We start from the raw sequence: 25,222 nt of genomic DNA, 5'->3' as shown, positions 1-25,222 counted from the left end.
GGGGTTTGGAGCGTGAGCGGCCGGTAGCCGGCGACACCAAGTGAGCCCGCTAATGCGCGACGTTGGGCCCCGGGTCGCTCGCCGACGGTGACGGGTTGTCCCCGTTGGACAGTTGGAGCACCCGGATTTCGCCCGAGGTACCGTCCACCTCGACCAGGGCGCCGGGCGGCAACAACTTGGTGGCCCCCTGCACGTCGACCACACAGGGGAACCCGAATTCGCGGGCCACCACCGCGGCGTGCGACATCGGGCCGCCGAGTTCGGTCACCACGGCAGCGGCGTAGCAGAAGGCCGCGGTGTACCCGACGTCGGTGACCTCGGCGACGAGGATCTCGCCGGGCTGCAGATCGTCGATGGTTTCGGGGCGCACGATGCGCACGCGGCCGCGTACCTTCCCGCCGCACACCCCGACACCATGCAGGGTTTCCCCGCTGGTGAGAGCCGCCGACTTCGTCGTGATTGGTTGCCAGCTCCCGCTGAACACCGTGGGCGGAACCACGGCGACCAACCGGCGTTGTTCGGCACGGCGGCGGGCAATCACCGTCCCGACGTCGGTCGGCAACGCGTCGAGCTCATCGACGAGCAGGTAGAACACGTCATCGGCGGCGCCGAGGATTCCGGCCTCGGCCAACCTGCGCCCGTACTCGCGCATCAGGTTGCGCAGCACCCAGTTGGCCCGCACGACCTTGTCGCGACGGACTTCGCGGTCGCGGAGTTGGCGCGCGGCCAGCCGCGCAATCGGCTTGGCGTGCAGCGGAATCCGGGGGCGCCGCGGCTGGGGCGCGGGAGGAGCGCTCATCGCTTTGGTCACCATCCGGACGAGCAGCTCGGGATCGTCGGCGTAGCTGATCGACAGCATCTCGAGTTCGGCCGGGCCGCGATGCCCGATCAGCGTCAGCTCGGCCAGTACGGCGGCGTGAAACTCCGGCGCCTCGACCGCCAGCTTGCCCAGCCGATCCCCCGGTTCGGCCAGCAGCGCTGTCACGGCCGGATCACGTTGGGCGGCAACCACCAACCGCTGCATTGCCTCGACGGATCGTGCGCTGACCAATTCCGGTCCGGCCGGCGCTGCGGTGTCTCGCCCACACGCGCCGCGCAGCAGGACGTTGAACGCGGCGCACAGCATGAACGACGCCGACGCCAGCACCCAGCCGTGCACCACATCGTCGCGCGCCAGCGAGATCAGGCTGAGCAGCCGACGATCGTCCAGCCGGGTGACGTCGTCGGCCAGGAGTTCGAGGCGATCAACATCGGCAACGAACTCCTGGGTGTCCCTGGGCGCGCCGGCGGACAGGCCGATGAGGTTGACACCGAACACCCCGATGTTGCGAGTGGTCCGCAGTTGTTTGCGGATCCGACTGGTTTCGGAGCGTGCACGCTGCGCACCGAAGACCGGCAACGACGCCATGCTGGGCCCGAAGAATCCGCTGTTGCTGACGATGGTCGAGGGCTTGGCGAACGGCACCGTCTCGGCCATGAAATGCGCCGACGTGATCGCCCCGTAGAGCCGGTGGGCGAAGACGGCGACGGTGCGCATGGCGATTTCACGCTGGACGATGCCGCCGGGGCGTAGCCGCTCGGCGATGGCCACGCCGCCGGCGCGCAGCCCCCGCACGGTCACCGAGGCCGACGCCGGCGAGAACGGGCCGGGCAGCGCCTCCGACAGATTGGTCGCGAGAAAGGTCGGGAAGCGCGGATCGATCGGGGTGTCGAATTCCCCGTTATCCCCTGGCGGGCCGGCCCATTCGGGTTTCACCCCGTCCTCGGAAGGCGCGTCAACCGACGGGAGGTCAGCGATGGTGGCCATCCGCCATGGCAGCGACACCACCCGCTTACCCACGGTGACCCGGCCGCGCACCGCGAGCGCGAAGTCTTCGACACATTCGCCGCAGCTCCACGCGGGCCGGAATCCCCACTGCTCACGCAGCCGCGCGGTATCCATGAACGCGGCGCCGTGCACCAGTCGCAGCTCGGCCAGTTCGAAGCCCAACCGCACGACGGGGCGGCCGAGCGCCGCGGCGACCCGCCGGAAGGTCAGCTCACCGGGGGCGGCGAGGTTGACTGGGCCACTGCCGATTTCGGTGTCCACCAGCGCCCGGTTGAACAGCCGAAGCGCATCGTCGAGGTGGACGACCTGCATGAGACGGTCGGCCGACCCGTCGGGGAAGCCGGGCAGCGCCAGCAGCCGACGCACCCAGTTGTCGACGCTTCGGCCGAGGACCAGCGCGGAGCGGATCGCGACCCATTCCAGGTCCGATTCCTCGAGCATCTGCTCGACCCGGGCCTTGTACTGTCCGTCGGCGGTCACCGGCGTTCTCGCGTCGTGCTCGGTCTTCGGCGCGTCTCCGCCGCCGTAAACATGTGCCGACGACGCGAAGACGATCCTGCCGGCACCGGTCTGGGCCATCGCGTGCAGCACGTTGGCCGTGCCACCGATGTTGACCTGGTCGCCGCTGCGGGCCCCGGCGCCCGGGCTGTTCACCCAGGCACAGTGCGCGACGACGTCGGCGCCGGCGACCGCGCGGCTGACCGCGCCGGCATCCCGGATGTCGCCCGCGACGAATTCGGCGGCACTCGGCCAGCTTTCAGGCCGGTGCCGGGAGATCCCGACGACGTCGTGGCCCTGGCTGAGCAAGCGGGACGTCAGACCCCGGCCGAGCACGCCGCCGGCCCCGGTGACGGCGATTCTCACTGAGCGCCCCTGCCCAAGACCATGATTATTCGTCGTCGTCCATCAGCGCCGCGTTGACCAGGTCCTCGAGATCCATGTCCGCGATGTCCTTCTCGGAGGTCACCTCGGCGGTCGGTTGCGCGTTACCGTCCTCGTTCGCCAACGCCAGCAACAGCTCCAGCACCCCGGCCTGCCGCAGGCGCTTGACCGGAATCGATCCCACCGCGCGCTGTATCTCGGCTTCCCCGGGCGCGGCCACGGGACTCTGCTGCTCGGATGCGCCGACGAGTTCTCGGTGCATGTAACCGGCCAGCGCGCCGGAGTTCGGGTAATCGAAGATCAGCGTGGGCGACAGCGCCAGGCCGGTGGCCGATTTCAGCCGGTTGCGCATCTCGACCGCGGTCAGCGAGTCGAAGCCCAACTCCTGGAACGCCCGGTCCGGATCGATGGACTCGGGGCTGGAGTTGCCCAGCACGGTGGCGATGTTGGACCGCACCAAGTCCAGCAGTACCGCCTGCTGCTCGTCCTCGGGCAGCCCCTCCAGCCGCTGCAGCAGGGCCGATTTCGACTTCGCCGCGGCCAGCGAATCGTCGACCTGGCGCCGGGTCGGCACGTTGATCAGATCGACGAACATCGGCGGCAGCGTTCCGCCGTCGAACTTGACCCGCAGTGCGGCCCGGTCGATGTGGGCGGGCAACAGGAACGGCTCGTCGACGATCAGGGCGGTGTCCAGCAGCTCGAGCGCCTCGTCCGAGGACATCGCGACGATCCCGTCGCGGCCGAACCGGGCGCGATCGGCGGCACCGAGCGCGCCGGTCATGCCGCTGGCCTGATCCCACAGGCCCCAGGCCAGTGACATCGCCGGCAACCCCCGTGTGCGCCGGTACACCGCCAACCCGTCCAGGAACGAGTTGGCCGCCGCGTAGTTGGCCTGCCCCGAGGCGCCCGCCAATCCCGCCATCGACGAAAACATCACGAACGCCGCCACATCCAGCTCGCGGGTCAGCTCGTGCAGGTTCCACGCCGCATCGACCTTGGCCCGCAGCACCGCCGCCACGCGCTCCGGGGTGAGCGAGGAAATCACCGCGTCGTCGAGCACACCGGCGGCGTGGATCACGCCCGACAGCGGCCGCTGCACCGGGATATCGGCGATCACCTTGGCCAGTGCCTCTCGATCGGCCGCATCGCATGCCACCACCTGCACCTGGGCGCCGGCGGCGCTGAGCTCCGTCACCAGTTCCGCGGCGCCCGGCGCATCCAGACCACGCCGGCTCACCAACACCAAATTGTGTGCGTGGTGGCGGGTCACGACGTGGCGGGCCAACGCCGAACCCGCCATCCCGGTGGCACCGGTGATCAGCACCGTGCCGGCCGACCAGGCATCGGGCAGCGTCATCACGACCTTGCCCACGTGGCGGGCCTGGCTCAGATACCGCAGCGCTGCCGGCGCACGCCGTACGTCAAACCTGGTCACCGGCAACGGCCGTAGCACGTCGTCGCCGAACAGGGCGACCAGCTCGTCGAGGATCTGCGCGATGCGGTCCGGCCCGGCCTCGAAAAGATCGAAGGCGCGGTAGCGCACGCCGGGGTGCTCCCGGGCGACGGCCTCCGGCTCGCGCATGTCGGTCTTGCCCATCTCCAGGAACACACCGCCGGGGGCGACGAGTCGCAGGGACGCATCCACGAAGTCGCCGGACAGCGAATCCAGCACCAGGTCCACGCCGCGCCCGCCGGTGACCGCCCGGAACTTGTCCTCGAAGTCCAGGCTGCGCGAATCCGCGATGTGGTCGTCGTCAAACCCCATGCCCCGCAAGGTGTCCCACTTGCCACGGCTGGCGGTCGCGAACACTTCCATTCCCAGGTGGCGGGCCAGCTGGACCGCGGCCATGCCGACCCCACCGGCGGCGGCGTGCACCAGCACCCGCTGGCCCCGCTTGGCCGCGGCCAGGTCCACCAGCGCGTAGAAGGCGGTGGCGAACACGACCGTGGTCGTCGCGGCCGCCGTGTGCGACCAGCCGGCCGGCACCTTGGCCAGCAAGCGCTGATCGGTCCTGGCGATGGTTCCGGTGCCGTCGGGGAACAGGCCCATCACGCGGTCGCCGACGGCGAAACGTCGCTCGCCCGAGCCGGTTTCCGGGCCGACCTCGACGACCACACCGGACGCCTCGATACCCATGACGGCATCCGGGTCCGGGTACAGCCCCAGCGCGATCATCACGTCGCGGAAGTTGGCAGCCAAGGCCGACAGCGCAACGCGAACCTGTCCGCCGCCCAGCGGGGCGTCGGCGTCCGGGATGCGTTCCAGCCGCAGATTCTCGAAGGTGCCCGGACTGCTCATGCCCAGACGCCACGGCCCGTCGGCCGGGGGCACCAGCAGACCGCCGACGGCACGACTGCCGTGCACCCGGGCGGTGTACACCGTGGAGCCGCGCAGCACTACCTGCGGCTCACCGGCCGACAAGGCCGCGGCGACGGACTCGTCGTCCAACCTGCCATCGGTGTCGACCAGGACGATCCGGCCGGGGTGTTCGGTCTGCGCCGAACGCACCAGGCCCCACACCGCCGCGCCCGCAAGGTCGGTGACGTCCTCGCCCGGCAACGCCATCGCGCCGCGGGTCGCCACCACCAGGGTGCCGGCCCCTTCGCGGGCCAGCCAGGACTGCAGCACCGGCAGCACCGCGCGGGTGGCCGCGTAGACATCGGCGACGACATCGCCGGCCACCGGCGCCGACTCGAACACCACCGCCGCGGGTTGCGCCGCGGCATCGTCGGATTCCGTTGCACCCCAAGCGGACACCGAGACGGGCTGCACCGATGTCGACCGCTGAGCGGACCAGATGACCTCGAAGAGCCGGTCCGGTCCCGAATTCGAGACCGCCGCCAGCAGTTGCTGATCGGTCACCGGCCGGGCCACCATCGAGCCCACCGAGAGCACCGGCAGCCCCAATCCGTCGGCGAGTTCGATCGACACCGCCGAATCACTCACCGGCACGATCCGCGCCCGCACCGCCGTGGCGCCCGCCGCGTGCAGCGACACCCGCTGCCACGAGAACGGCACCAGCATCGAGCCTTCGGGGAGCTCGTCACCGTCGGAGGTCAAGATCACCGCGTGCAATGCGGCGTCGAGGATCACCGGGTGGACGCCGAACCCGGCCACCGAGACCCCCGCGTCCGCCGGCAGGGTCACCTCCGCGAAAACCTCGTCGCCGCGACGCCACATCGAGGTCAGGCCGCGGAACGCGGGCCCGTACCCGTACCCGCGATCGGCCAGCCGCTCATATCCGTCCCCGACGTCGACCGGGGTCGCACCCACCGGGGGCCACACCGACAGGTCCGCGCTCGACTGCACCGACCCGGCGCGCAGCACGCCCTCGGCGTGCAACGACCAACCCGCACCCGCGTCGGCACGCGAAAAGACCGACACGGCACGGGCACCCGAGTCGTCGGCACCGCCGACCACGACCTGCACCGCGACCGAGCCCGAACCGGGCAACACCAGAGGCGCGGCCAGGTTCAGCTCGTCGACCACGCCGCAGCCCACTTCGTCGCCGGCGCGGATCGCCAGCTCGACGAATCCCGCGCCGGGGAACAGCACGACGCCGCCGACGGCGTGGTCGGCCAGCCAGCCCTGCGCGCCGGGCGACAACCGGCCCGTCAGCACCACCCCGCCGGACGCCGGCAGCTCCACCACCGCGCCCAGCAGCGGGTGCTCGCCGGGCGCGAGCCCCAGACCCGCGGCGTCGACCGCGGCGGCGCCGCCGGAGAGCCAGAACCGCCGGCGCTCGAAGGCATAGGTGGGCAGCTCCACGAAAGTGCCCGTGAATCCGGCACCCCCGATGGCCGCGCGCCAGTCCACGTCCATCCCGGCGACGAATCCCTGCGCGACCGCGCGGGTCAGGCTCACCGGTTCGGGGCGGTCCTTGCGCAGCGCCGACATGGTGATCACGGGAGCATCGGGAAGTGTTTCCTCGATGGACGCCGTCAGCCCGCTGGCGGGGCCGACCTCGAGGAAGCGGTTTCCGCCGGCCGAATGCACCAGGCGCACGCTGTCGGCGAACCGCACCGCCTCGCGAATGTGCCGTTTCCAATAGGCCGCCGAGGCGAAGTCGTCGGCCGCCAGCTCTCCGGTCACGTTCGACACGATCGGGATCACCGGCTTGCCGACGGCCAGTCCGGCTGCGACCGTGCCGAATTCGTCGATCATCGGGTCCATCAGCGGCGAGTGGAACGCGTGGGAAACCGCCAATCGGTGGACGCGGCGACCGTCGGCGCGCAGCCGGTCCGCGATCGCGGCCACCTCGTCCTCGGCGCCGGAAATGACCACCGACGCAGGCCCGTTGACGGCGGCGATGCCGACGCCGGCTTGTTCGGAGTCCACCAGCAGCGGCCGCAGCTCCTCCTCGGCGGCCTGCACGGCGATCATCGCCCCGCCCTCCGGCAGCGCTTGCATGAAGCGACCGCGCGCGGCCACCAGCACGGCCGCGTTCTCCAGCGACAGCACGCCGGCGACGTGCGCGGCCGACAGCTCGCCGATCGAGTGGCCCAGCACGACGTCGGGATGGACACCCCACGATTCGAGCAACCGGAACAGGGCGACCTCGACCGCGAACAACGCCGGCTGGGCGAATTCGGTGGTGTTCAGGAGGTTTTCGTCATGACCCCACATGACCTCGCGCAGGGGCCGCAGCAGGTGCCGGTCGAGCTCCGCCACGACCGTGTCGAACGCCTCGGCGAACACCGGGTAGGCGCCGTGCAGGCCCATTCCCATGCCCAACGTCTGGGCGCCCTGGCCGGGGAAGACGAACACGGTCTTGCCGCCCGGCGTCGCCGTGCCCTGCAGGACCGACCCGGCCTCACCGGCGGCCAACCCATCGAGGCCGGCCAGCAACTCGTCACGATCCCCACCGACGACGACGGCCCGGTGCTCGAAGTTCGACCGGCCCGCCAGCGACCATGCCACATCGCCGACCTCGAGCTCAGCGCGCCGGCGTAGGTGCTCGGCGAGCCGACCGGCTTGGGAACTCAACGCCGCCAACGACTTCGCCGACACCGCCAAGGGCACGACCGGCAGTGTGCCGCGTTCCACGACCGGCGCGGACTCGACGGGGGCGGCCTCGATGATCACATGCGCGTTGGTGCCGCTGATGCCGAACGACGACACGCCCGCCCGGCGTGCGCGGTCCGCCGGCCATTGCTGCGGCTCGGTGAGCAGCTCCACCGATCCCACCGACCAGTCGACGTGCGGGCTGGGCTCGTCGACGTGCAGCGTCGCCGGCAACAGGCCGTGGCGCATCGCGAGCACCATCTTGATCACACCGGCCACGCCGGCGGCGGCCTGCGTGTGGCCGATGTTCGACTTGATCGACCCCAACCGGAGCGGCTCGGAGCGGTCCTGCCCGTAGGTGGCCAGCAGCGCCTGGGCCTCGATGGGATCGCCCAACGTGGTTCCCGTGCCGTGGCCTTCGACCACGTCGACCTCGGCCGCGGACAATCCGGCACTGGCCAGCGCCGCGCGCACCACCCGCTGCTGCGACGGGCCGTTGGGTGCGGTCAATCCGTTGGAGGCGCCGTCCTGATTGATGGCCGATCCGCGCACCACGGCGAGCACGGGATGGCCGAGCCGCTGCGCGTCCGAGAGGCGCTCGACCACGAGCATGCCGCCGCCCTCGGAGAATCCGGTGCCGTCGGCGGCCCCCGCGTACGCCTTGCAGCGGCCGTCGGCGGACAGCCCGCGCATGCGGCTGAACTCCACGAAGATGTCGGGCGTGGCGTTGACGGTGACGCCGCCGGCCAGCGCCAGATCGCACTCCCCCGAACGCAACGACTGCGCCGCCATGTGCAGCGCCACCAACGACGACGAGCACGCCGTGTCCACCGACACCGCCGGACCCTCGAGCCCCAGCACGTAGGACACCCGGCCCGACGCCACACTCGACGACTGCCCGGTCAGGCGGAAGCCCTCCGCGGCCGGGGCCGCGCCCATGCCGTAACCCTGGGTGTAGACCCCGGCGAACATGCCGGTGGCGCTGCCGCGCAACGCGCCGGGTTCGATTCCGGCCCGCTCCAACGCTTCCCACGACAGCTCGAGGAACATCCGCTGCTGGGGATCCATCGCCAGCGCCTCGCTGGGCGCGATGCCGAAGAAGGCGGGGTCGAAGTCCGCGACACCGTCCACGAAGCCGCCGGTGCGGGTATAGCAGGTGCCCGGGACGTCGGGATCCGGGTTGTAGATGCCCGCCAGGTCCCAGCCGCGGTCGGTGGGAAAGGCCGAGAGCACGTCGCGGCGCTCGACGAGCATCTGCCACAGGTCGTCGGGCGAATTCACCCCGCCCGGATAGCGACACGCCATCCCGACGATCACGATCGGGTCGTCGCCGACGGCCCGAACCACCGGGGTGGGCGCGATTTCCTGTGGCACCCCGGCGAGTTCGCCGCGGATGTAGCCCGCCAGGCCGTTCGGTGTCGGGTAGTCGAAGATGAGGGTGGGTGAAAGCGCCAGACCCGTCGCGGTTTTCAGCCGGTTACGCATTTCGACCGCGGTCAGGGAGTCGAAGCCCAAGTCCTGGAACGCCTTGTCCGGGTCGATCGCCTCCGGCGTGGTGTTGCCCAAGACGGTGGCGATGTGCGAGCGGACCAGATCGAGCAGCACGGCGTGTTGCTCGGGCTCGGGCAGCCCGTGCAGGCGGTGCGCCAGCGCCGATTTCGACTTCGCGGCGGCCAGCGAGTCGTCGACCTGGCGCCGCGCCGACGTGTTGACCAGGTCGGCGAACATGGGTGGCACCGCGGCGGCGTGGGCGCGCAACGCGCTCAGATCGATGCGGGCGGGCGCCAGGAACGGCTCGTCGACGATCAGCGCCGTGTCGAACAACTCCATCGCCTCGTCCGACGACAAGGCCAGGATGCCGTCGCGGCCGAGCCGGGCCAGGTCGGCGGCGTCCAGCCCGCCGGTCATAGCGCTGGCCTGGTCCCACAGCCCCCAGCCCAGCGAGACCGCCGGCAACCCGTGGGCGCGCCGGTGCGCGGCCAGCGCGTCCAGGAAGCAGTTGGCCGCCGCGTAGTTGGCCTGCCCCGAAGACCCGACCAGCCCGGCCATCGAGGAAAACATGACGAACACCGACAGGTCGAGGTCGCGGGTGAGCTCGTGCAGGTTCCAGGCGGCATCGACCTTGGCGCGCAACACGGCATCCACCCGCTCCGGGGTCAACGACGTGACCACCGCGTCGTCGAGCACGCCGGCGGCATGGACCACCCCGGTGAGTGGGTGGCTCGCCGGGATGTCGCCGATCACCGAGGCCAGGGCTTGGCGGTCCGCGGCGTCGCACGCGACCGCGCGCACCCGGGCTCCGGCTTCCTCCAGCTCGGCAACCAGCTCGGCCGCGCCGGGCGCGTCGGGACCGCTGCGACTCAACAACACCAGGCTCTGCACCCCGTGGTGCGTCACCAGGTGGCGGGCCAGCGTCGAACCCGCCATTCCGGTCCCGCCTGTGATCAGCACGGTGCCCGCCACCTCCGCGCCACCCGGCCCGGAAGGCAAAGTCATGACGACCTTGCCGATGTGGCGCGCCTGGCTCAGATACCGCAACGCCGCACGGGCGCGCCGGATGTCGAACGTGGTCACCGGCAATGGCTCGAGCACGCCGGCGTCGAACAGACCGGCCAACTCGATCATCCACTGGTGCATCCGGGGACGGCCGGGCTCGAAAAGATCGAAGGCGCGGTAGCGCACGCCCGGATATTCCTGCGCGATCACGCCGGGGTCGCGGATGTCGGTCTTGCCCATCTCCAGGAACACACCGCCGGGCGCGACCAGCCGCAGCGAGGCGTCCACGAAGTCGCCGGCCAGCGAATCCAGCACCACATCCATTCCGGCCCTGCCGGTCCTACCCGTCACCGCCCGGAACTTGTCCTCGAACTCGAGGCTGCGCGAATCCGCGATGTGGTCGTCGTCGAAGCCCATGGCCCGCAACGTGTCCCACTTGCCCTTGCTGGCCGTCGCGAAGATCTCCAGACCCAAGTGCCGGCCCAACTGGACCGCGGCCATGCCGACACCGCCGGCCGCGGCGTGCACCAGCACGCGTTGACCCGGCTTGACATCGGCCAGGTGCACGAAGGCCATGTACGCGGTCGTGAAGACGGCCGAGATGGCGGCGGCTTCGGCGTAGGACCAGTCCGCGGGCATCGGCTGCAGCAGGCGCACGTCGCCGGGGACCAGCGTGCCGCTGCCGTCGGGGAAGAACCCGTAAACCGAGTCGCCGACGGCGAATTCGGTGACGCCCGGACCGACCTCGGTCACCACGCCGGCGCCTTCACCGCCGAGCAGGGCGTCGTGGGTGAACATGCCCAGAGTGATCATGATGTCGCGGAAGTTGGCCGCGATGGCGCGCAGCGCCACCCGCACCTGACCGGGCTCCAGCGGCGCGTCGGCGTTGGGAACCGGCTCCAGCCGCAGGTTTTCGAAGGTGCCGGCGTTGCCGATACCCAGACGCCAGGGCCCGTCGGCCGGGGGCACCAGGAGATCGTCGGCTGCGCGGCTGGGCCGCACCCGCGCCGTGTAGAGCCGGCCGGCCCGCAGCAGCACCTGCGGCTCCCCCACCGCGAGCACCGACGCGGCAGCCGGATCGTCCAGTGGCACATCGGAATCCACCAGGACAACGCGGCCGGGGTGCTCCGCTTGCGCCGAACGCACCAGACCCCACACCGCCGCGCCGGGCAGGTCGCTGATGTCCTCCCCCGGCAATCCCACGGCGCCGCGAGTCGCCACGATCAGCACGCCGGAGTCGCGTTCGGTCAGCCACGCCTGCACCGCGGCCAGTGCCCGATGGGTGCGCTCGTACGTTGCGGTGAGCGGATCCTGTTCGGAGGACAGAGATTCCAGTACCTCGTAGGACGGTGCGGGGCCGGTCGCCGCCGCCGCGGTCGCCGGCGACCACGCCACCTCGAACAGTCGCTCGGGGCCAGAACTCGACACCGCCGCGCGCAACTGTCGCTCGCTGACCGGGCGGGCCACCATTGCACCCACCGACAACACCGGTAAACCGAGACCGTCGGCGAGCTCGATCGAGATCGCGGTGGCGCCGCCGCCGGCCGGTGGGTTCGCCGGCGCGATGCGGGCGCGTACCGCGGTCGCACCCGCGGCGTGCAACGAAACGTCCTGCCACGAGAAGGGCAGCATCACGTCGACGGGCTGGCCCGCCGCCTGCTGCGCCATGATGACGGCGTGCATCGCCGCGTCGAGCAACGCGGGGTGCACTCCGAAGCCACCGACGCCTCCGGCCGCGTCGGGCAGCCGGACCTCGGCGAACACCTCGTCGCCGCGGATCCACGTCGCGGTCAACCCCCGGAACGCCGGGCCGTAGCCGTATCCGTGGGCGGCCAACCGGTCGTAACCGTCGGCCACGTCCACCGCGACCGCGCCCTCGGGCGGCCACACCGCCAGGTCGGCGCTCGGCTCGATCGAGCGGGAGCTCAACACGCCCTCCGCGTGGCACACCCACCCCGAACCGGCGTCGGCCCGGGAGAACACCGAGACTCCGCGCCGTCCCGACTCTTCGCCGGGACCGACAACCACTTGCACGGCAACCGAACTGCCGGCGGGCAGCATCAGCGGCGCCTGCAGCGTCAGTTCATCGACCACCGAACAGCCGACCTGGTCGCCGGCCCGGATCGCCAACTCGACGAACCCCGCACCCGGGAACACCGCGGCCCCGGAGACCGCGTGATCGGCCAGCCAGCCCTGCAGGCTGGGCGACAGCCGACCCGTCAGCAACACCCCACCCGACGCGGGCAACTCCACGACCGCGCTGAGCAACGCGTGCTCGCTGGTGCCCAGCCCCAGGCCCGCGGCGTCGGCCGCCATACCCTCACCCGACAGCCAAAACCGGCGCCGGTCAAAGGCGTACGTCGGCAGTTCCACGAAGCTCGCGCCGGCCAGGAGGCCGCGCCAGTTCACGCTCACCCCCGCCACGAACGCGGCGGCGGCCGACGTCAGGAATCGCTCGAGGCCGCCGTCATCGCGCCCGAGGGTGGGAACGACGATCGCCTCGGAGTCGCCGGAGGTGCAGTCGTTGCAGGTGTCTTCGATGCCGGCGATCAGCGCGGGATGCGGACTGGATTCGACGAACGTGCGGTACCCGTGCTCGCAGGCGGCGCGCACCGCCTGGTCGAACTGCACGGTCTGCCGGATGTTGCGATACCAGTAGGCGGCGTCCAAACCTGCGGTGTCCAAACGATTCCCGGTCACCGTGGAGAAGAAGGCGACGCGGCAGGAGTTCGGTTCGATACCGTCCAGAGCCTGGATCAGCTCGTCACGGATGGCCTCGACCTCGACCGAGTGGGACGCATAGTCCACATCGATCCGGCGGGTGCGCAGCTCGAGGTCGGCGCAGAAGCCGACGAGTTCCTCCAGCGCGGCCACCTCACCCGATACCACCACCGCCGACGGGCCGTTGACGGCCGCGATGCTGACACGGTTGCCGTAGGGCGCCAACAACTCCCGCGCCCGCTCGGTGCTGCAGGCGATCGACAGCATGCCCCCGGGGTGCGCCAGTGACCGCAGCAACTTGCTGCGCAGCGTGACCACCCGAGCGGCGTCGCGCAGCGACAGCGCGCCGGCGACATACGCGGCGGCGATCTCCCCCTGTGAATGGCCGATCACCGCATCCGGGTTGACCCCGACCGATTTCCACAGTTCGGCCAGCGACACCATCACCGCTAACAGCACCGGCTGGACCACGTCCACGCGATCCATACCAGGAGCACCGGGCGCGCCGCGCAGGACGTCGATCAGCGACCAGTCGACGAATTCGGCGAACGCTTCCGCGCACGCGTCGATCTGCTGGGCGAAAACCGGTGCGGTGTCCAGCAACTCGACGCCCATGCCAAGCCATTGGGAACCCTGCCCGGGGAACACGAAGACGTTCTTGCCGGCCGGTGCCGCGCTGCCCTGAATGACCGACCGCGCCAGATCGTCGCCGGCCAGCTCGTCCAGCCCCGCCAGCAACCGATCCCGATCGCCACCGACGACGACGGCCCGATGCTCGAAGGTCGCGCGGCCCGCCAGCGACCAGGCCACGTCGGCGACGTCCAGCTCATCGTGCGCGCGAACATGCGCGGCCAGCCGGGCAGCCTGAGACCTCAACGCCGACAAAGATTTCGCCGACACCGCCCACGGTACGACCACGGGTTTCGGGTGGTCCTCGCGCGGCTCGGGCGCGGGGGCCGCCTCGATGATCACGTGTGCGTTGGTGCCGCTGATCCCGAACGAGGACACGCCGGCGCGTTGCACCCGGCTCCCAGCAGGCCAGGGCTGCGCCTCGGTCAGCAACGACACCGATCCCGCCGACCAGTCGACGTGCGGGCTGGGTACGTCCACATGCAATGTCGCCGGCAGCATTTCGTGGCGCATGCCCTGAACCATCTTGATCACGCCGGCCACACCCGCCGCGGCCTGGGTGTGGCCCATGTTCGACTTGATCGACCCCAGCCAGAGCGGCTCGGACCGGTCCTGCCCGTAGGTCGCCAGCAACGCCTGCGCCTCGATGGGGTCACCCAGCGTGGTGCCCGTGCCGTGGCCTTCCACCACGTCCACGTCGGCCGCCGACAGGCCGGCATTGGCCAGCGCGGCACGCACCACCCGCTGCTGCGACGGGCCGTTCGGCGCGGTCAACCCATTCGACGCACCGTCCTGGTTGACCGCCGATCCGCGCACCAGCGCCAGCACCGGATGACCCAAACGCCGGGCGTCGGAGAGCCGCTCGACGATCAGCATCGCGCCGCCCTCCGACCAGCCGACGCCGTCGGCCGCTCCGGCGTAGGCCTTGGACCGGCCGTCGGGGGCCAGCCCGCGGTGACGGCTGAATTCGACGAAGACCGTCGGGGTGGCGTTGACGGTCGCGCCGCCGGCCAGCGCCAGGTCGCACTCCCCCGAACGCAGCGACTGCACCGCCATGTGCAAGGCGACCAACGACGACGAACATGCCGTGTCCACCGACACCGCCGGACCCTCGAGCCCCAGCACGTACGACACCCGGCCGGAGGCGACGCTGGAGGTCATGCCGGTCAGCCGGTAGCCCTCGATCTCCTCGGCGAGCATGCCGTAGCCCTGGACGATCAGGCCGGCGAACACACCGGTCGCGCTGCCCCGCAGCCCGCTGGGGTCGATCCCGCCCCGCTCCAGCGCCTCCCAGGACAGCTCCAGCAGCATCCGATGCTGCGGGTCCATCGCGAGCGCCTCGCTCGGGGCGATGCCGAAGAAGGCCGGATCGAAGTCGGCGACACCGTCGACGAATCCGCCGGTCTTCGCGTATGTCTTGTGGCGCGCGTCGGGGTCCGGATCGTACAGGCTCGCCAGGTCCCAGCCGCGGTCGGTGGGAAAATCCGTGATCACGTCGCGGCCGTCGGCGACCATCCGCCACAGGTCTTCCGGTGTCTGGACTCCGCCGGGGAAACGGCAGGACATCCCGACGATCGCGATCGGCTCGCTCGACCGCTCCAGCAGCGCACGGTTGGTGCGTTTCAGGCGGTCGACCTGGACCAGCGCTTTGCGCAACGCTTCGGTCGCATGCTGGAGTTGATCCACCATCAATACCTCTCGCCTAACATGGCCGTCAGCTGCCCTGATGCGACTCTCGCCGAGTCACGGAAATTGCCGCACGATGCGATGTCGTGCCGCTCCGGCCCAAGAATGTCGCTGGTGAGTATCGCCAACTCCGACGGGATTTCAAAACGTCCGATGCTCCCGGCTGCTACGGGAGGACCGGCTTCGGCGTGCGGAACGCCTTGTCCAAGGGGATCGAAAACGCGCCGTTGCGCCCGGGGATGCCTGGGCGTGCCCCGATCCGGGTAAGCCGGGATACAACTGACGCGCCTTCCATGGCGCGACTGTACCCGGCTGTGCATCGACAGTGGTCAGGACGGCTCAGACACCGGCCCGGCGCCAGCCGTCGGCCGCGCGGGCGGCCCGGATCAGCACGTCGCACAGTTCGCGCAGTTCGGCGGCCCGGGCTCCCTCTTCGAGGGCGGTGACGACGTCCTCGGCCGCGCAGCGCACCTGGTAGACGCGGTCGGACAGGTCGACCGCATCGTCGGCCGACAGGACGACGGCGTCAGGGGGCAGCGCCAATGGGGCCCCGGCGGCGCCCCTGGTCAACGAGGCACGTTGTTCGTACGCCCGCTGCCGGCACGACTGCCGGCAGTACTGGCGGCGACGCCCCATCCCCGCGTCGGACACGTCGCGACCGCACCAGCGACAGGGTTGCGGATGGGGTCGACGGCTCACGCCTGCCGACTTTAGTCGGGTTCGCGCGGCGATCCCGGTATCATTGAAGGTCGCGTCGCGTACGCCGGCCACCGAACCGGGAACTACGCAGAGCGCCACGACGTTTGCCAAGCGGACAGAAGTGCACTACAGCAGCCCACAAGAGCAGCCCACAAGTTCGAAGCACCTAGAGGAGTAGCAACATGGCTGATCGCGTCCTTAGGGGCAGTCGTCTCGGAGCCGTGAGCTACGAGACCGACCGCAACCACGACCTCGCGCCGCGCCAGATCGCGCGGTACCGCACCGAGAACGGCGAGGAGTTCGAGGTTCCGTTCGCCGACGATGCGGAGATCCCCGGCACCTGGCTGTGCCGCAACGGCATGGAAGGCACCCTGATCGAGGGTGACCTGCCCGAGCCCAAGAAGGTGAAGCCGCCGCGCACCCACTGGGACATGCTGCTGGAACGGCGCAGCGTCGAAGAGCTCGAAGAGCTGCTCAAGGAGCGGCTCGAAATCATCCGGTCACGCCGCCGGGGCTGATCCCGCCGGCTTAGCTCCGGTTGTCCGCGCGCTGGGTGCCGGCGCGGCTCGTGCGGCCCTCGATACCCCACCGGGTGACCTTGACCAGCGCCTCGCGGATGTTCGATCCGCTCATCTTCGAGACGCCGAGTTCACGCTCGGTGAAGGTGATCGGCACCTCGGCGATGACGAACCCGTTGCACACCGTGCGCCACGTCAGGTCGATCTGGAAGCAGTAACCCTTGGAATCCACGGCGTCGAGGCCGATCGCCTCGAGAACTTCGCGGCGGTAGGCGCGGTAGCCGGCGGTGATGTCGTGCACGCCGATACCCAACGCGAGCCGCGCATAGGTGTTGGCCGTCCACGACAGCGCCCAGCGTCGCCACGGCCAATTTCGCACCGACCCGCCCTCGACGTAGCGGGAGCCGATGGCCAGATCGGCTCCGGCGTCGATGGCGTCCAGGAGGAGGTGCAGCTGTTCGGGCGCGTGGCTGCCGTCGGCATCCATCTCCACCAGCACCGAGTAGTCGCGGCTGAGCCCCCAGGCGAAGCCCGCCAGATACGCCGCGCCCAGCCCGTCCTTGGCGGTGCGGTGCATCACGTGGGTGCGACCGGCGTCGGCGGCGGCCAGTTCCTCGGCGAGCTCGCCGGTGCCGTCGGGGCTGCTGTCGTCGACGATGAGCAGGTGCACGTGGGGGCACGCGTCCTTCAACCGCCGGTGGATCACCGGCAGGTTCTCCAGCTCGTTGTAGGTGGGGATGATCACCAGGACGCGCTCGCTGGGGCGACTGCCCGAGTCCCGGGGCGCCGGCTGGCCGGTGGTCATGTAGCTCCTCTGTGTCGCCCGAAATTACGCGACGGTCGTCGGCCGCCCTCGTGGAGCGGAGTGTAGTCACCGCCGTCATCCGGCGGCGTCTGGTCCCCGCCCCCGTCGGGCGGGGTGTCCGAGTCAACCTCGCCCGGTGGGGTTTCGCCCGGGGGCATGCCGCCGTCCGGGGATTCGTCCGTGGCCTCGGACCTCCGGCGAACCGGACGCGGGAACCACCCATTGTGCCGTATCCCGGCCAGGATGGCCGCCCCGGCCGCCGCGACCATGAGCCACTGCAACAGCGGGCCCCAGCGGGTGGCCGGCGTCAACTTCGTCTTCAGGCGAACCTGAATGTCCAGGTAATCGGGCTGGAAGAAGTCGGTGCGCACTAGCTCCGCCCCGTCCGGCGCGATCACCGCGCTGATCCCGGTGGTGCCGGCGACCACCACGTATCGATCGTGCTCGACGGCCCGTACCTTCGCGAAGCCCAGCTGCTGTTCGCTCATCGTCTTGTTGAAGGTGGCGTTGTTGCTGGGCACGGCCAGCAACTGGGCCCCGTTGCGGACCGCGTTGCGCGGGACACGGTCGAAGATCACCTCCCAACAGGTGGCGACCCCGACCGGAACCCCGGCGATGTGCACGATGTCCCGGCCGGGGCGGGGCACCATGTTCCCGGCGCGGTCGGCGTAGTTGGAGAGATGCCTGAACAGCCACGGCATCGGCAGGTATTCGCCGAACGGCTGCACTATTTCCTTGTCGTGCCGGTCGGCCGGTCCGGTCGCCGGGTTCCACACGATCATGGTGTTGGTGTATTGCGGATTGTCCGGCGGGCTGCCGGGCAGCTCGGACACGGTGCCGATCAGGATCGGCGCGCCGATCGCGGTCGCGGCCTGCGATATCTCCAGCGCGGCGTCGATGTTCACCAGCGGGTCGATGTCCGATGAGTCCTCCGGCCAGATCACGAATTGAGGTTGCGGCGCCTGTCCCGAGCGCACGTCCTCCGCCAGGTGCAGCGTCTCGCGAACATGGTTGTCGAGCACCGCCCGGCGCTGCGCGTTGAAGTCGAGACCGAGCCGCGGCACATTGCCCTGCACCACCGCCACGGTGACCGTCGGCTCGCCGCCCGATCCGGCGCCGGCATGACGAACCTGGGGCCAGACGACGACGGACGCGAACAAGACCAGGCAGATGCAGACCCCGGGCAACACCACGGCCGGCGGTGCCGCGTCGGCTCTCGCCGCTTCGTCGCCGCCGCGATGGGCCCGGTTCCCGGTGCGCCACCATTTCACGATCTCGAGCTCGATGGCGGTCGCGCTGAACCCCACCAGCACGATCGCCATCGAAAGCAGCGCCGGGCCGCCGAGTTGGGCCAATGGCAAGAAGGGGCCCTGCGCCTGGCCGAAGGCCACCACGCCCCAGGGGAAGCCGCCGAACGGGACGGCCGACTTCAGCCACTCCTGGGCCGCCCACACCAGCGCAAACCAGACGGGCCAGCCCGGCAGCCGGCGCACAACCACGGCGCACAGCCCGAACAGCGCGGGGAACAGCGCACACGTCAGCGCCAACGCCATCCACGGCACAGCGCCGACGAGCATGCTGATCCAGGGCAGCAGCGGCAGATAGAACGCCAGCCCGAACAGGAACCCGTAGCCCAAGCCGCCCGCCGGCGTCGTCGCCGGGTGCTTGAGCACCCACGCCAGCAATGCGGCCGCGACGACCGCGCCCCACCACCAGTTCAGCGTCGGGAAGCTGGTGAACAGCAGCACGCCCCCCGCGACGGCGCACACCAGCCGGGTCAGGCGGGGCAGCATGGCGGCCCGGACGGCGGGCAGCCGCGCCGACACCCGGCGCTCCGCGCGCCCCAGGCGGTCGGTCAGCGCTGGCGCGCCAGGCTGCGGGGCGCCGAGTCCGTCGGCGTCCTCGGGTTGCGGCCCGGGCGCCGGCCGGACGTCGACGGGTTCGTCGTCGCGCTCGGCTTCGGCTTCGTCGCTGATCGGGTCGGTATCCAGGTGCGCCGCGGGGCCGTCGTCCACCGCGCCGGGTTCGTCGGCCCCGTCGGGACGACCGTGCCGGCCGGACCACTCCCTAGCCATGGATGACAGCGCCCCGATGCACCGTTCGACGGCAGCGCGGCAGGGCATCGGTCGGGCCGAGGCGTGGTAACGCCGGCACCCGGGCGCGCGGATCGGTCGACCAGCGCGCGACGGCGTCGCGGGGTGCGTGGACGTCCAGCTCCCCGGCGTCCCAGACGGCGTAGGAGGCCGGCGCGCCGGGTACCAGCGTCCCGGTCCTGCCGTCCTGGACGCCGGCCGCCCGCCAGCCGCCGCGGGTGGCGGCGGCGAACGCGGCCCGCACGGAGATCGCGCTGCCGGGGGTTCGATGATTGACCGCCGCGCGCACGCTCGCCCACGGGTCGAGGCCCGTTACCGGGGCGTCGGAACCTAGCGCGAGGGGCACGCCTTGGGATGCTAACAGCGCAAGCGGGTTGAGCCGGCTGCCTCGTGGGGCGCCGAGGCGGCGCGCGTACATGCCGTCGGTGCCGCCCCACAACGCGTCGAAGTTGGGCTGGACGCTGGCGATGACGCCCCATCGCCCCAGCTGGGCGGCCTGCTCCTCGCTGACCATTTCGACGTGCTCGAGGCGGTGACCGCACCGGGCGACGGCCACCGCGCCGAGCCGCGCGACGACCCGTTCGAAGGCGGTGACCACCGCCGACACGGCCGCGTCGCCGATGACGTGGAAACCCGCGGTCACCTCGGCCTCGGTGCAGGCCCGGACGTGCGCCTCGATGGCGTCGGGGTCGAGGTAGCAGGTGCCGAGCCGGTCCGCGGCGTCCGCGTACGGCTCGTGCAGCCAGGCGGTGCGCGACCCGAGCGCACCGTCGACGAAGAGATCGCCCGCCAGCCCGCGGGCCCCGGTCTCCTCGATGAGCGCGCGCGCCCGCGCGGGCGTGCTCACCGCCTCGCCCCAGTAGCCGGTCACCTCGACGCCGTGATCGAGGGCCCGCAGTTGCAGCCAGTCGTCCAGCCCGCCGATCTCGGGTCCGGCGCATTCGTGCACCGCGACGATGCCGGCGGCCGCGGCGGCCCGGAGCGCGGCCGCCCGGGCCTGCGCCAGCTGCCCGGGCGTCAGCAGGCCGCGGGCGGCGGCGCGGACCAGGTGATGGGCGTCGCCGGTGAGCGGCCGGTCGGGGGTGTAGCCGGCCGCCGCCGGGAGCTCCGCGACCAGCCGGCGCAACCCGGTCGAGGCGAGCGCGGAGTGGACGTCCACCCGGGACAGGTAGGCGGGCCGGTCACCGAGGACGGCGTCGAGGTCGGCCGTGCGCGGCGGGCTGTTCTCGGGCCAGGACGACTCGTCCCAGCCGTGCCCCCACACGGGCCGGTCGGGGTGGGCGGCCGCGTGGTCGGCGACCATCTGGATGCACTGCGCCCGCGAGCGCGCCGCGCCCAGGTCCAGGCCGCTGAGCGTCAAACCGGTGGCGGTGAGGTGGAGATGGCTGTCCACGAAGCCCGGCGCCACGAAACCGCCGGCCAAGTCCTCGACGTCGGCGCCGGGAAAGAGGCTGCGGCCGACGTCATCGCTGCCCAGCCACGCGACGACGTCCCCGCGCACCGCCATCGCGGTGGCGTCGGGGTGGGTCGGGCTGTGCACCCGGCCGTTGACCAGCAGCGTGGGGGACGTCTCGCTCACAGGGCAAAGCTACGTGTGCCGGTGGGCCCGTGGTCAGTCCCAGGCGGGCCGGCCCGGGAATCCGCCCCGCACCGGCTCGTTCGGCAGCGCGGGCGGCCGGATGTCCCGGACGTCGACGACCTCGCCGTCGATGTACCCGTCGAGGGAGCCGTCCCCCGCGGCCGCGCCCTGACGCTCGCCGGCGCCGAACAGCGCCGTGTCGGCGAGCAGCGGCACGCGCCTCCGCAGACCGCGCATCGCGAGAGCGGCCAACCCCGGGCCGACGGCCGAGCGAATGGGCGGCACCAGCAGCAGGAGCCCCGACACCGTGGTGACCGGTCCGGGTATCACGACCAGCAGGGCGCCCAGCGTGACCAGCGTCCCGTCCCGCACCGCCGCACGCCGCTCGGCGAGGCCGGACCGCAGGTGCCCGATCTGGCGGAGCAGGTGCGAGCCCGTCATCGGCACCAAAAGCCCCCAGCCGAGCACGAAGCTGCCCAGCAGCACGAGCAGCGTCCAACCCCACCCGATCGTCGCTACCAGGGCGGTGATCGCCGCCAGCTCGACGACGGCGTAGACGAGAAACAGCCGTGACAACATGTCACGCCAACGTCCGCCGGCCGAGCCGAAGTTCCCATGGTGGCGTCCGGGCCGATTGCAGTTAGATGACGATATGACGACGATTGAGATCGACACCCCGGATGGACCGATCGACGCGCTGCTGGACCTGCCCACCGGTCAGGGCCCGTGGCCCGGCGTGGTGGTGGTCCACGACGCGTTCGGCTACGGCAGGGACAAAGAGTCGACCAACAAGCGCATCGCTCAGGCCGGCTACGTGGCGATCACGCCGAACATGTACGCGCGGGGCGGGCGCATCCGCTGCATCACCCGGGTCATGAAGGAGCTGCAGACGCAGCGCGGCCGCGCCCTCGACGACATCCTGGCCGCCCGCGATCACCTGAAGTCCATGCCCGAATGTTCCGGCCAGGTCGGCATCGCGGGTTTCTGCATGGGCGGCCAGTTCGCACTCGTGATGGCGCCCAAGGGTTTCGGTGCCTCCGCGCCGTTCTACGGCGCTCCCCTGCCGCGGCACCTCGACGAGACCCTCGACGGGGCGTGCCCCATCGTGGCCAGCTTCGGCGCCCGCGACCCGCTGGGCCGGGGCGCGCCCGAGAAACTGCGCGCGACCGTCGCCCGCAAGAACATCACCGCCGACGTCAAGGTCTACCCCGGAGTCGGGCACAGCTTCGCCAACGAATTGCCCGCCCAGCCGCTGCTTCGCATCACCGGCTTCGGCTACGACCGCGCGGCCACCGAGGACGCGTGGGGCCGCGTCTTCGCCTTCTTCGGCGAGCATCTGGCGGCCGGAACGTAGCGCGTTCCGCCACCCCGTCGTCGCCCACCAACGCGGCGCCCCGCAGGATCAGGCCTGCGCCACCCTGAGCTCGAGACCGACGTTGTTCTCCATGCCGCCGCGTAGCTTGCTGAAGACGTTGAACACCTTGCCCATCACGCCGTAACGCTTGCCGATCGCGTCATAGACCGTGGCGGTGTGCGACTTGTCGAGGATGGCGGCGGTGCCTTCGGCGGCCTCGCTGGTCGGGCGGCCCTGCATGGTGCAGGTGGCCAGCGTGACCCGCGGAGTGTTGCGGATCCGCTTGACCTTCCACGACCTTTCCTGGGTGATGACCAGTAACCGGTCCTTGTCCGCCGCGGCCCAGATCGGCGTCGGCTTGGGCCTGCCGTCCTTGGTGAAGGTGGTCAGCAGAATGTATTGCGCCTTGGCGAGATCGGCGAAGGTGGGCGTCACGGTACCAACCTACTCGGCGACGTTGACATTCTCAGACGTCAGCTGCAATAGTCAGCCCTTAAGTGAAAACATTGTTTTCGCTTAAGCGCATGCAGCCGCGACCGGAGTGGGGAAACGCATGAGCGATCCGAAGAACCCGATGACGTGGCTGCCGTTCTCGATCGCCGAGGCAGCGCTCTCGGGATCCGACGACGACAATGCGGACCTCTCCCAGGCGTGGTCATATCTGCAGACACGGCTCCGCGACGCAGCACAGATCGTGCAATCGGATCCGGCCAGTCGCAATCGACTCGATCTCGCCGCGGGAATGCGCCACCTGCTCGTGCTGCTCACCGCGGGTATCGATGAGGTGCTGCGGTTCGACACCGACCCGATCCTGTCTGTCCGGCCCACCAGCACCGACGACCTCGTGACCTGGGGAATGGAATGCCCCGACTGCATTTACACCCGCGCCGTGCTGTGCGGCGGAGACAGTTACCGACTGTTCGGGAATCGAGGCACCGCACGCTACGTCGGGCTGCAGACGATGAACGGCGTCGCCGCAACGGCCAACGCACTGGTCGACGAACTCGAGGTGGACGCCGACGGCAACTTCGAGGTCTCGCTGTCGCCTGACGAACGACCGGGCAATTGGATGCGGATCGAAGGTGACAATCCCACGTTGACGGTGCGGCACTTCTTCTACGACTGGGACACCGAAGTGGCTTCATCGCTGCACATCGAGCGAGTCGGCGACGGGGCTGGCGCCGGGCACCGTTCGGTCCACGCCGCGGTGGCGGTGTCGCGACAGTTGGTTGCCCTTGGCGACTTCGTCAAAGACAACCTGGCGTTCTTTCTGCAATTCGGTGCCGCGGCGCCGACGAACGGGTTCTTGCCGCCGATCGACCGCACCGCGATGGGGGCGGCCGCGGAGAACCGGCCGGTGATCGGTCGGTGGGAGCTGCGCCCGGACGAGGCGCTCATCGTGGAAGTCGAGCCGCCACAAGGCCTCTACTGGAGCTTCTCTATCGGCAATCCGTGGTGGGAGACGATCCATTACGGGCGCCACCAGTCCAGCCTGAACGCTCATCAGGCGACGGTGGACTCCGACGGCTTGGTGCGTGTGGTGCTGTGCTCGGAAGACCCCGGCGTCGCGAATTGGCTTGACACCGCAGGCCACAGCAACGGCCCCATCATCCTGCGCTGCGTGCGCACCGAGACCGCGCCGACGCCGTCGACGCTCGTCGTGCCGTTCGGCGACATACCTGCCCACCTGCCCCCGGACACCGCGACCGTCACACCCCGAGAGCGTGCGTCGGTGATCGCCGCGCGCCGCAGCGCCGTGCGCGAAAGGTTCGGATAACGATGTTTGACGCCGACGAGTTGGAGGCCGGCGCCCGTGCCGCAACCGGTCTCGACGATTTCGGATCCTCGTACTACCGTGCGGGGCTCGAACGCATCGTCGACGCGCTGAACACCGAGGCGGACCTCAACGACATCGGCCAGGTCATCCAGCACGCGACGATCAGCAACGCGTTGATTCAGCGCCTGAAGGTCGAGGACACCTATCGACAACATCCCGAGATCGACGACGAGGTGATTGACGGACCCGTCTTCGTGATCGGTTTACCCCGCACCGGCACCACGGCGCTGAGCCAACTGGTGGCCGCCGATCCGCAATTCCGGTCGCTGCGGATGTGGGAGTCGCAGGCGCCCACACCCCCGCCGGAGAGCGCCACCCAACACGTCGATCCGCGGATCGCGCAGGCCGAGGCGGGGCTGAAGATGCTCGACGACATGTTCCCCTTGATGAGGACGCTGTACAACTCGGAGCCGACGGCCGCGACCGAATGCCAGGATCTGATGGGAATGAGCTTTCGCACCTTCCACTTTGACGGAGCAGTGCGCGCCCCGGGATACCTGGCATGGCTGATGGAATGCGACATGCGCGAGACGTACACCTTTCACCGACGGGTCCTCAAGCTGTTGCAGTGGCATTGCCCGCCGACGCTGTGGCATCTGAAGACCCCGGTACACATGTTCGCCCTCGACGCACTCGTCGAGGCCTACCCGAATGCGAAATTTCTCTGGAGTCACCGGGACCCGGCCAAGGTGATGGGCTCGGTATGCAGCCTGATCCAGTACGTGCGCAGCTGGAGCAGCGACCGCAACGACGCCAACGAGCTCGGCGCCGAACAGCTGGACAGCTGGGTCGAAGCTGTGCGGCGGGCAATGGATTTCCGCAGCCGGGTGGGTGACGACCGATTCGCCGACGTCTCGTTCGCGGATCTGCAAGCTGATCCGGTGCGCACGCTGCAATCCAGCTATGAGCGCCTGGGGTTGAGCTTTACCGACGCCACCGCAGAGTCGGTCAAGCAGTGGGCGGAAGGACACCAACCCGGCTCTCGTGGTGCGCACGACTATGACCTGGCCGCATATGGCCTCACAGCCGCAGGGGTCCGTGAGCGATTTGCGGACTACCTCGCCGCCTACGATGCAACCGCCTGAGCCG

Annotated in this window: 10 protein-coding genes and 1 pseudogene; 4 read left to right on the top strand and 7 right to left on the bottom strand. The window is 70.4% G+C overall.

The features are described 5' to 3' along the window. Window positions 1–49: 49 nt before the first annotated feature. The 3 genes from AWC03_RS07390 to AWC03_RS27605 form a co-directional block, all read right to left on the bottom strand. Complete coding sequence (locus AWC03_RS07390) at window positions 50–2,692, bottom strand: sugar epimerase family protein (protein WP_085239864.1); 2,643 nt, start codon at window positions 2,690–2,692, stop codon at window positions 50–52. 25 nt (window positions 2,693–2,717) lie between these two features. Continuing rightward, window positions 2,718–15,251, bottom strand: a complete 12,534-nt coding sequence (locus tag AWC03_RS07385) for a type I polyketide synthase (RefSeq protein ID WP_085239863.1) — start codon at window positions 15,249–15,251, stop codon at window positions 2,718–2,720. 336 nt (window positions 15,252–15,587) lie between these two features. Next, window positions 15,588–15,947 (bottom strand): hypothetical protein, encoded by a 360-nt coding sequence (locus AWC03_RS27605; protein WP_085239862.1) that lies wholly within the window; start codon window positions 15,945–15,947, stop codon window positions 15,588–15,590. A gap of 182 nt (window positions 15,948–16,129) precedes the next feature. On the opposite strand from AWC03_RS27605, the gene rbpA reads away from it, so the two are divergent. Next, the gene (gene rbpA / locus AWC03_RS07375) at window positions 16,130–16,465 is read left to right on the top strand and encodes an RNA polymerase-binding protein RbpA (RefSeq protein WP_023364597.1); all 336 of its coding nucleotides are present in this window, start codon (window positions 16,130–16,132) and stop codon (window positions 16,463–16,465) included. A gap of 10 nt (window positions 16,466–16,475) precedes the next feature. On the opposite strand, the pseudogene lnt reads toward rbpA, so the two are convergent. From lnt to AWC03_RS07355, 3 genes and pseudogenes are all read right to left on the bottom strand, one after another. Then, window positions 16,476–19,063: pseudogene (gene lnt / locus AWC03_RS07365) on the bottom strand (apolipoprotein N-acyltransferase). A gap of 274 nt (window positions 19,064–19,337) precedes the next feature. After that, on the bottom strand, window positions 19,338–20,870 hold the full coding sequence (locus AWC03_RS07360; protein WP_142278347.1) for an amidohydrolase: 1,533 nt from the start codon (window positions 20,868–20,870) through the stop codon (window positions 19,338–19,340). 105 nt (window positions 20,871–20,975) lie between these two features. After that, window positions 20,976–21,521 (bottom strand): FxsA family protein, encoded by a 546-nt coding sequence (locus AWC03_RS07355; RefSeq protein ID WP_085239858.1) that lies wholly within the window; start codon window positions 21,519–21,521, stop codon window positions 20,976–20,978. Between the two features lie 73 nt (window positions 21,522–21,594). Here AWC03_RS07355 and AWC03_RS07350 point away from each other — a divergent pair, with 73 nt between their 5' ends. Further along, entirely contained in the window at window positions 21,595–22,296 is a 702-nt protein-coding gene (locus tag AWC03_RS07350) for a dienelactone hydrolase family protein (protein ID WP_085239857.1), read from the top strand. Between the two features lie 48 nt (window positions 22,297–22,344). Here AWC03_RS07350 and AWC03_RS07345 read toward each other — a convergent pair whose 3' ends face one another. Beyond that, window positions 22,345–22,731 carry a PPOX class F420-dependent oxidoreductase gene (locus AWC03_RS07345; protein WP_085239856.1) on the bottom strand — a complete coding sequence of 129 codons (387 nt, stop codon included), beginning with the start codon at window positions 22,729–22,731 and terminating at the stop codon, window positions 22,345–22,347. Between the two features lie 118 nt (window positions 22,732–22,849). Here AWC03_RS07345 and AWC03_RS07340 point away from each other — a divergent pair, with 118 nt between their 5' ends. After that, a complete protein-coding gene (locus AWC03_RS07340; protein ID WP_211279215.1) occupies window positions 22,850–24,073 on the top strand; it encodes a DUF1214 domain-containing protein in 1,224 nt (407 codons plus the stop codon). A gap of 2 nt (window positions 24,074–24,075) precedes the next feature. After that, complete coding sequence (locus tag AWC03_RS07335; protein ID WP_085239855.1) at window positions 24,076–25,218, top strand: sulfotransferase family protein; 1,143 nt, start codon at window positions 24,076–24,078, stop codon at window positions 25,216–25,218. Window positions 25,219–25,222 lie beyond the last annotated feature (4 nt).

It is taken from the genome of Mycobacterium europaeum (assembly GCF_002102155.1).
Taxonomy (GTDB): domain Bacteria; phylum Actinomycetota; class Actinomycetes; order Mycobacteriales; family Mycobacteriaceae; genus Mycobacterium; species Mycobacterium europaeum.
Note: the sequence above shows the minus strand (reverse complement) of the source record. Positions and strands in the feature narration are given on the sequence as shown.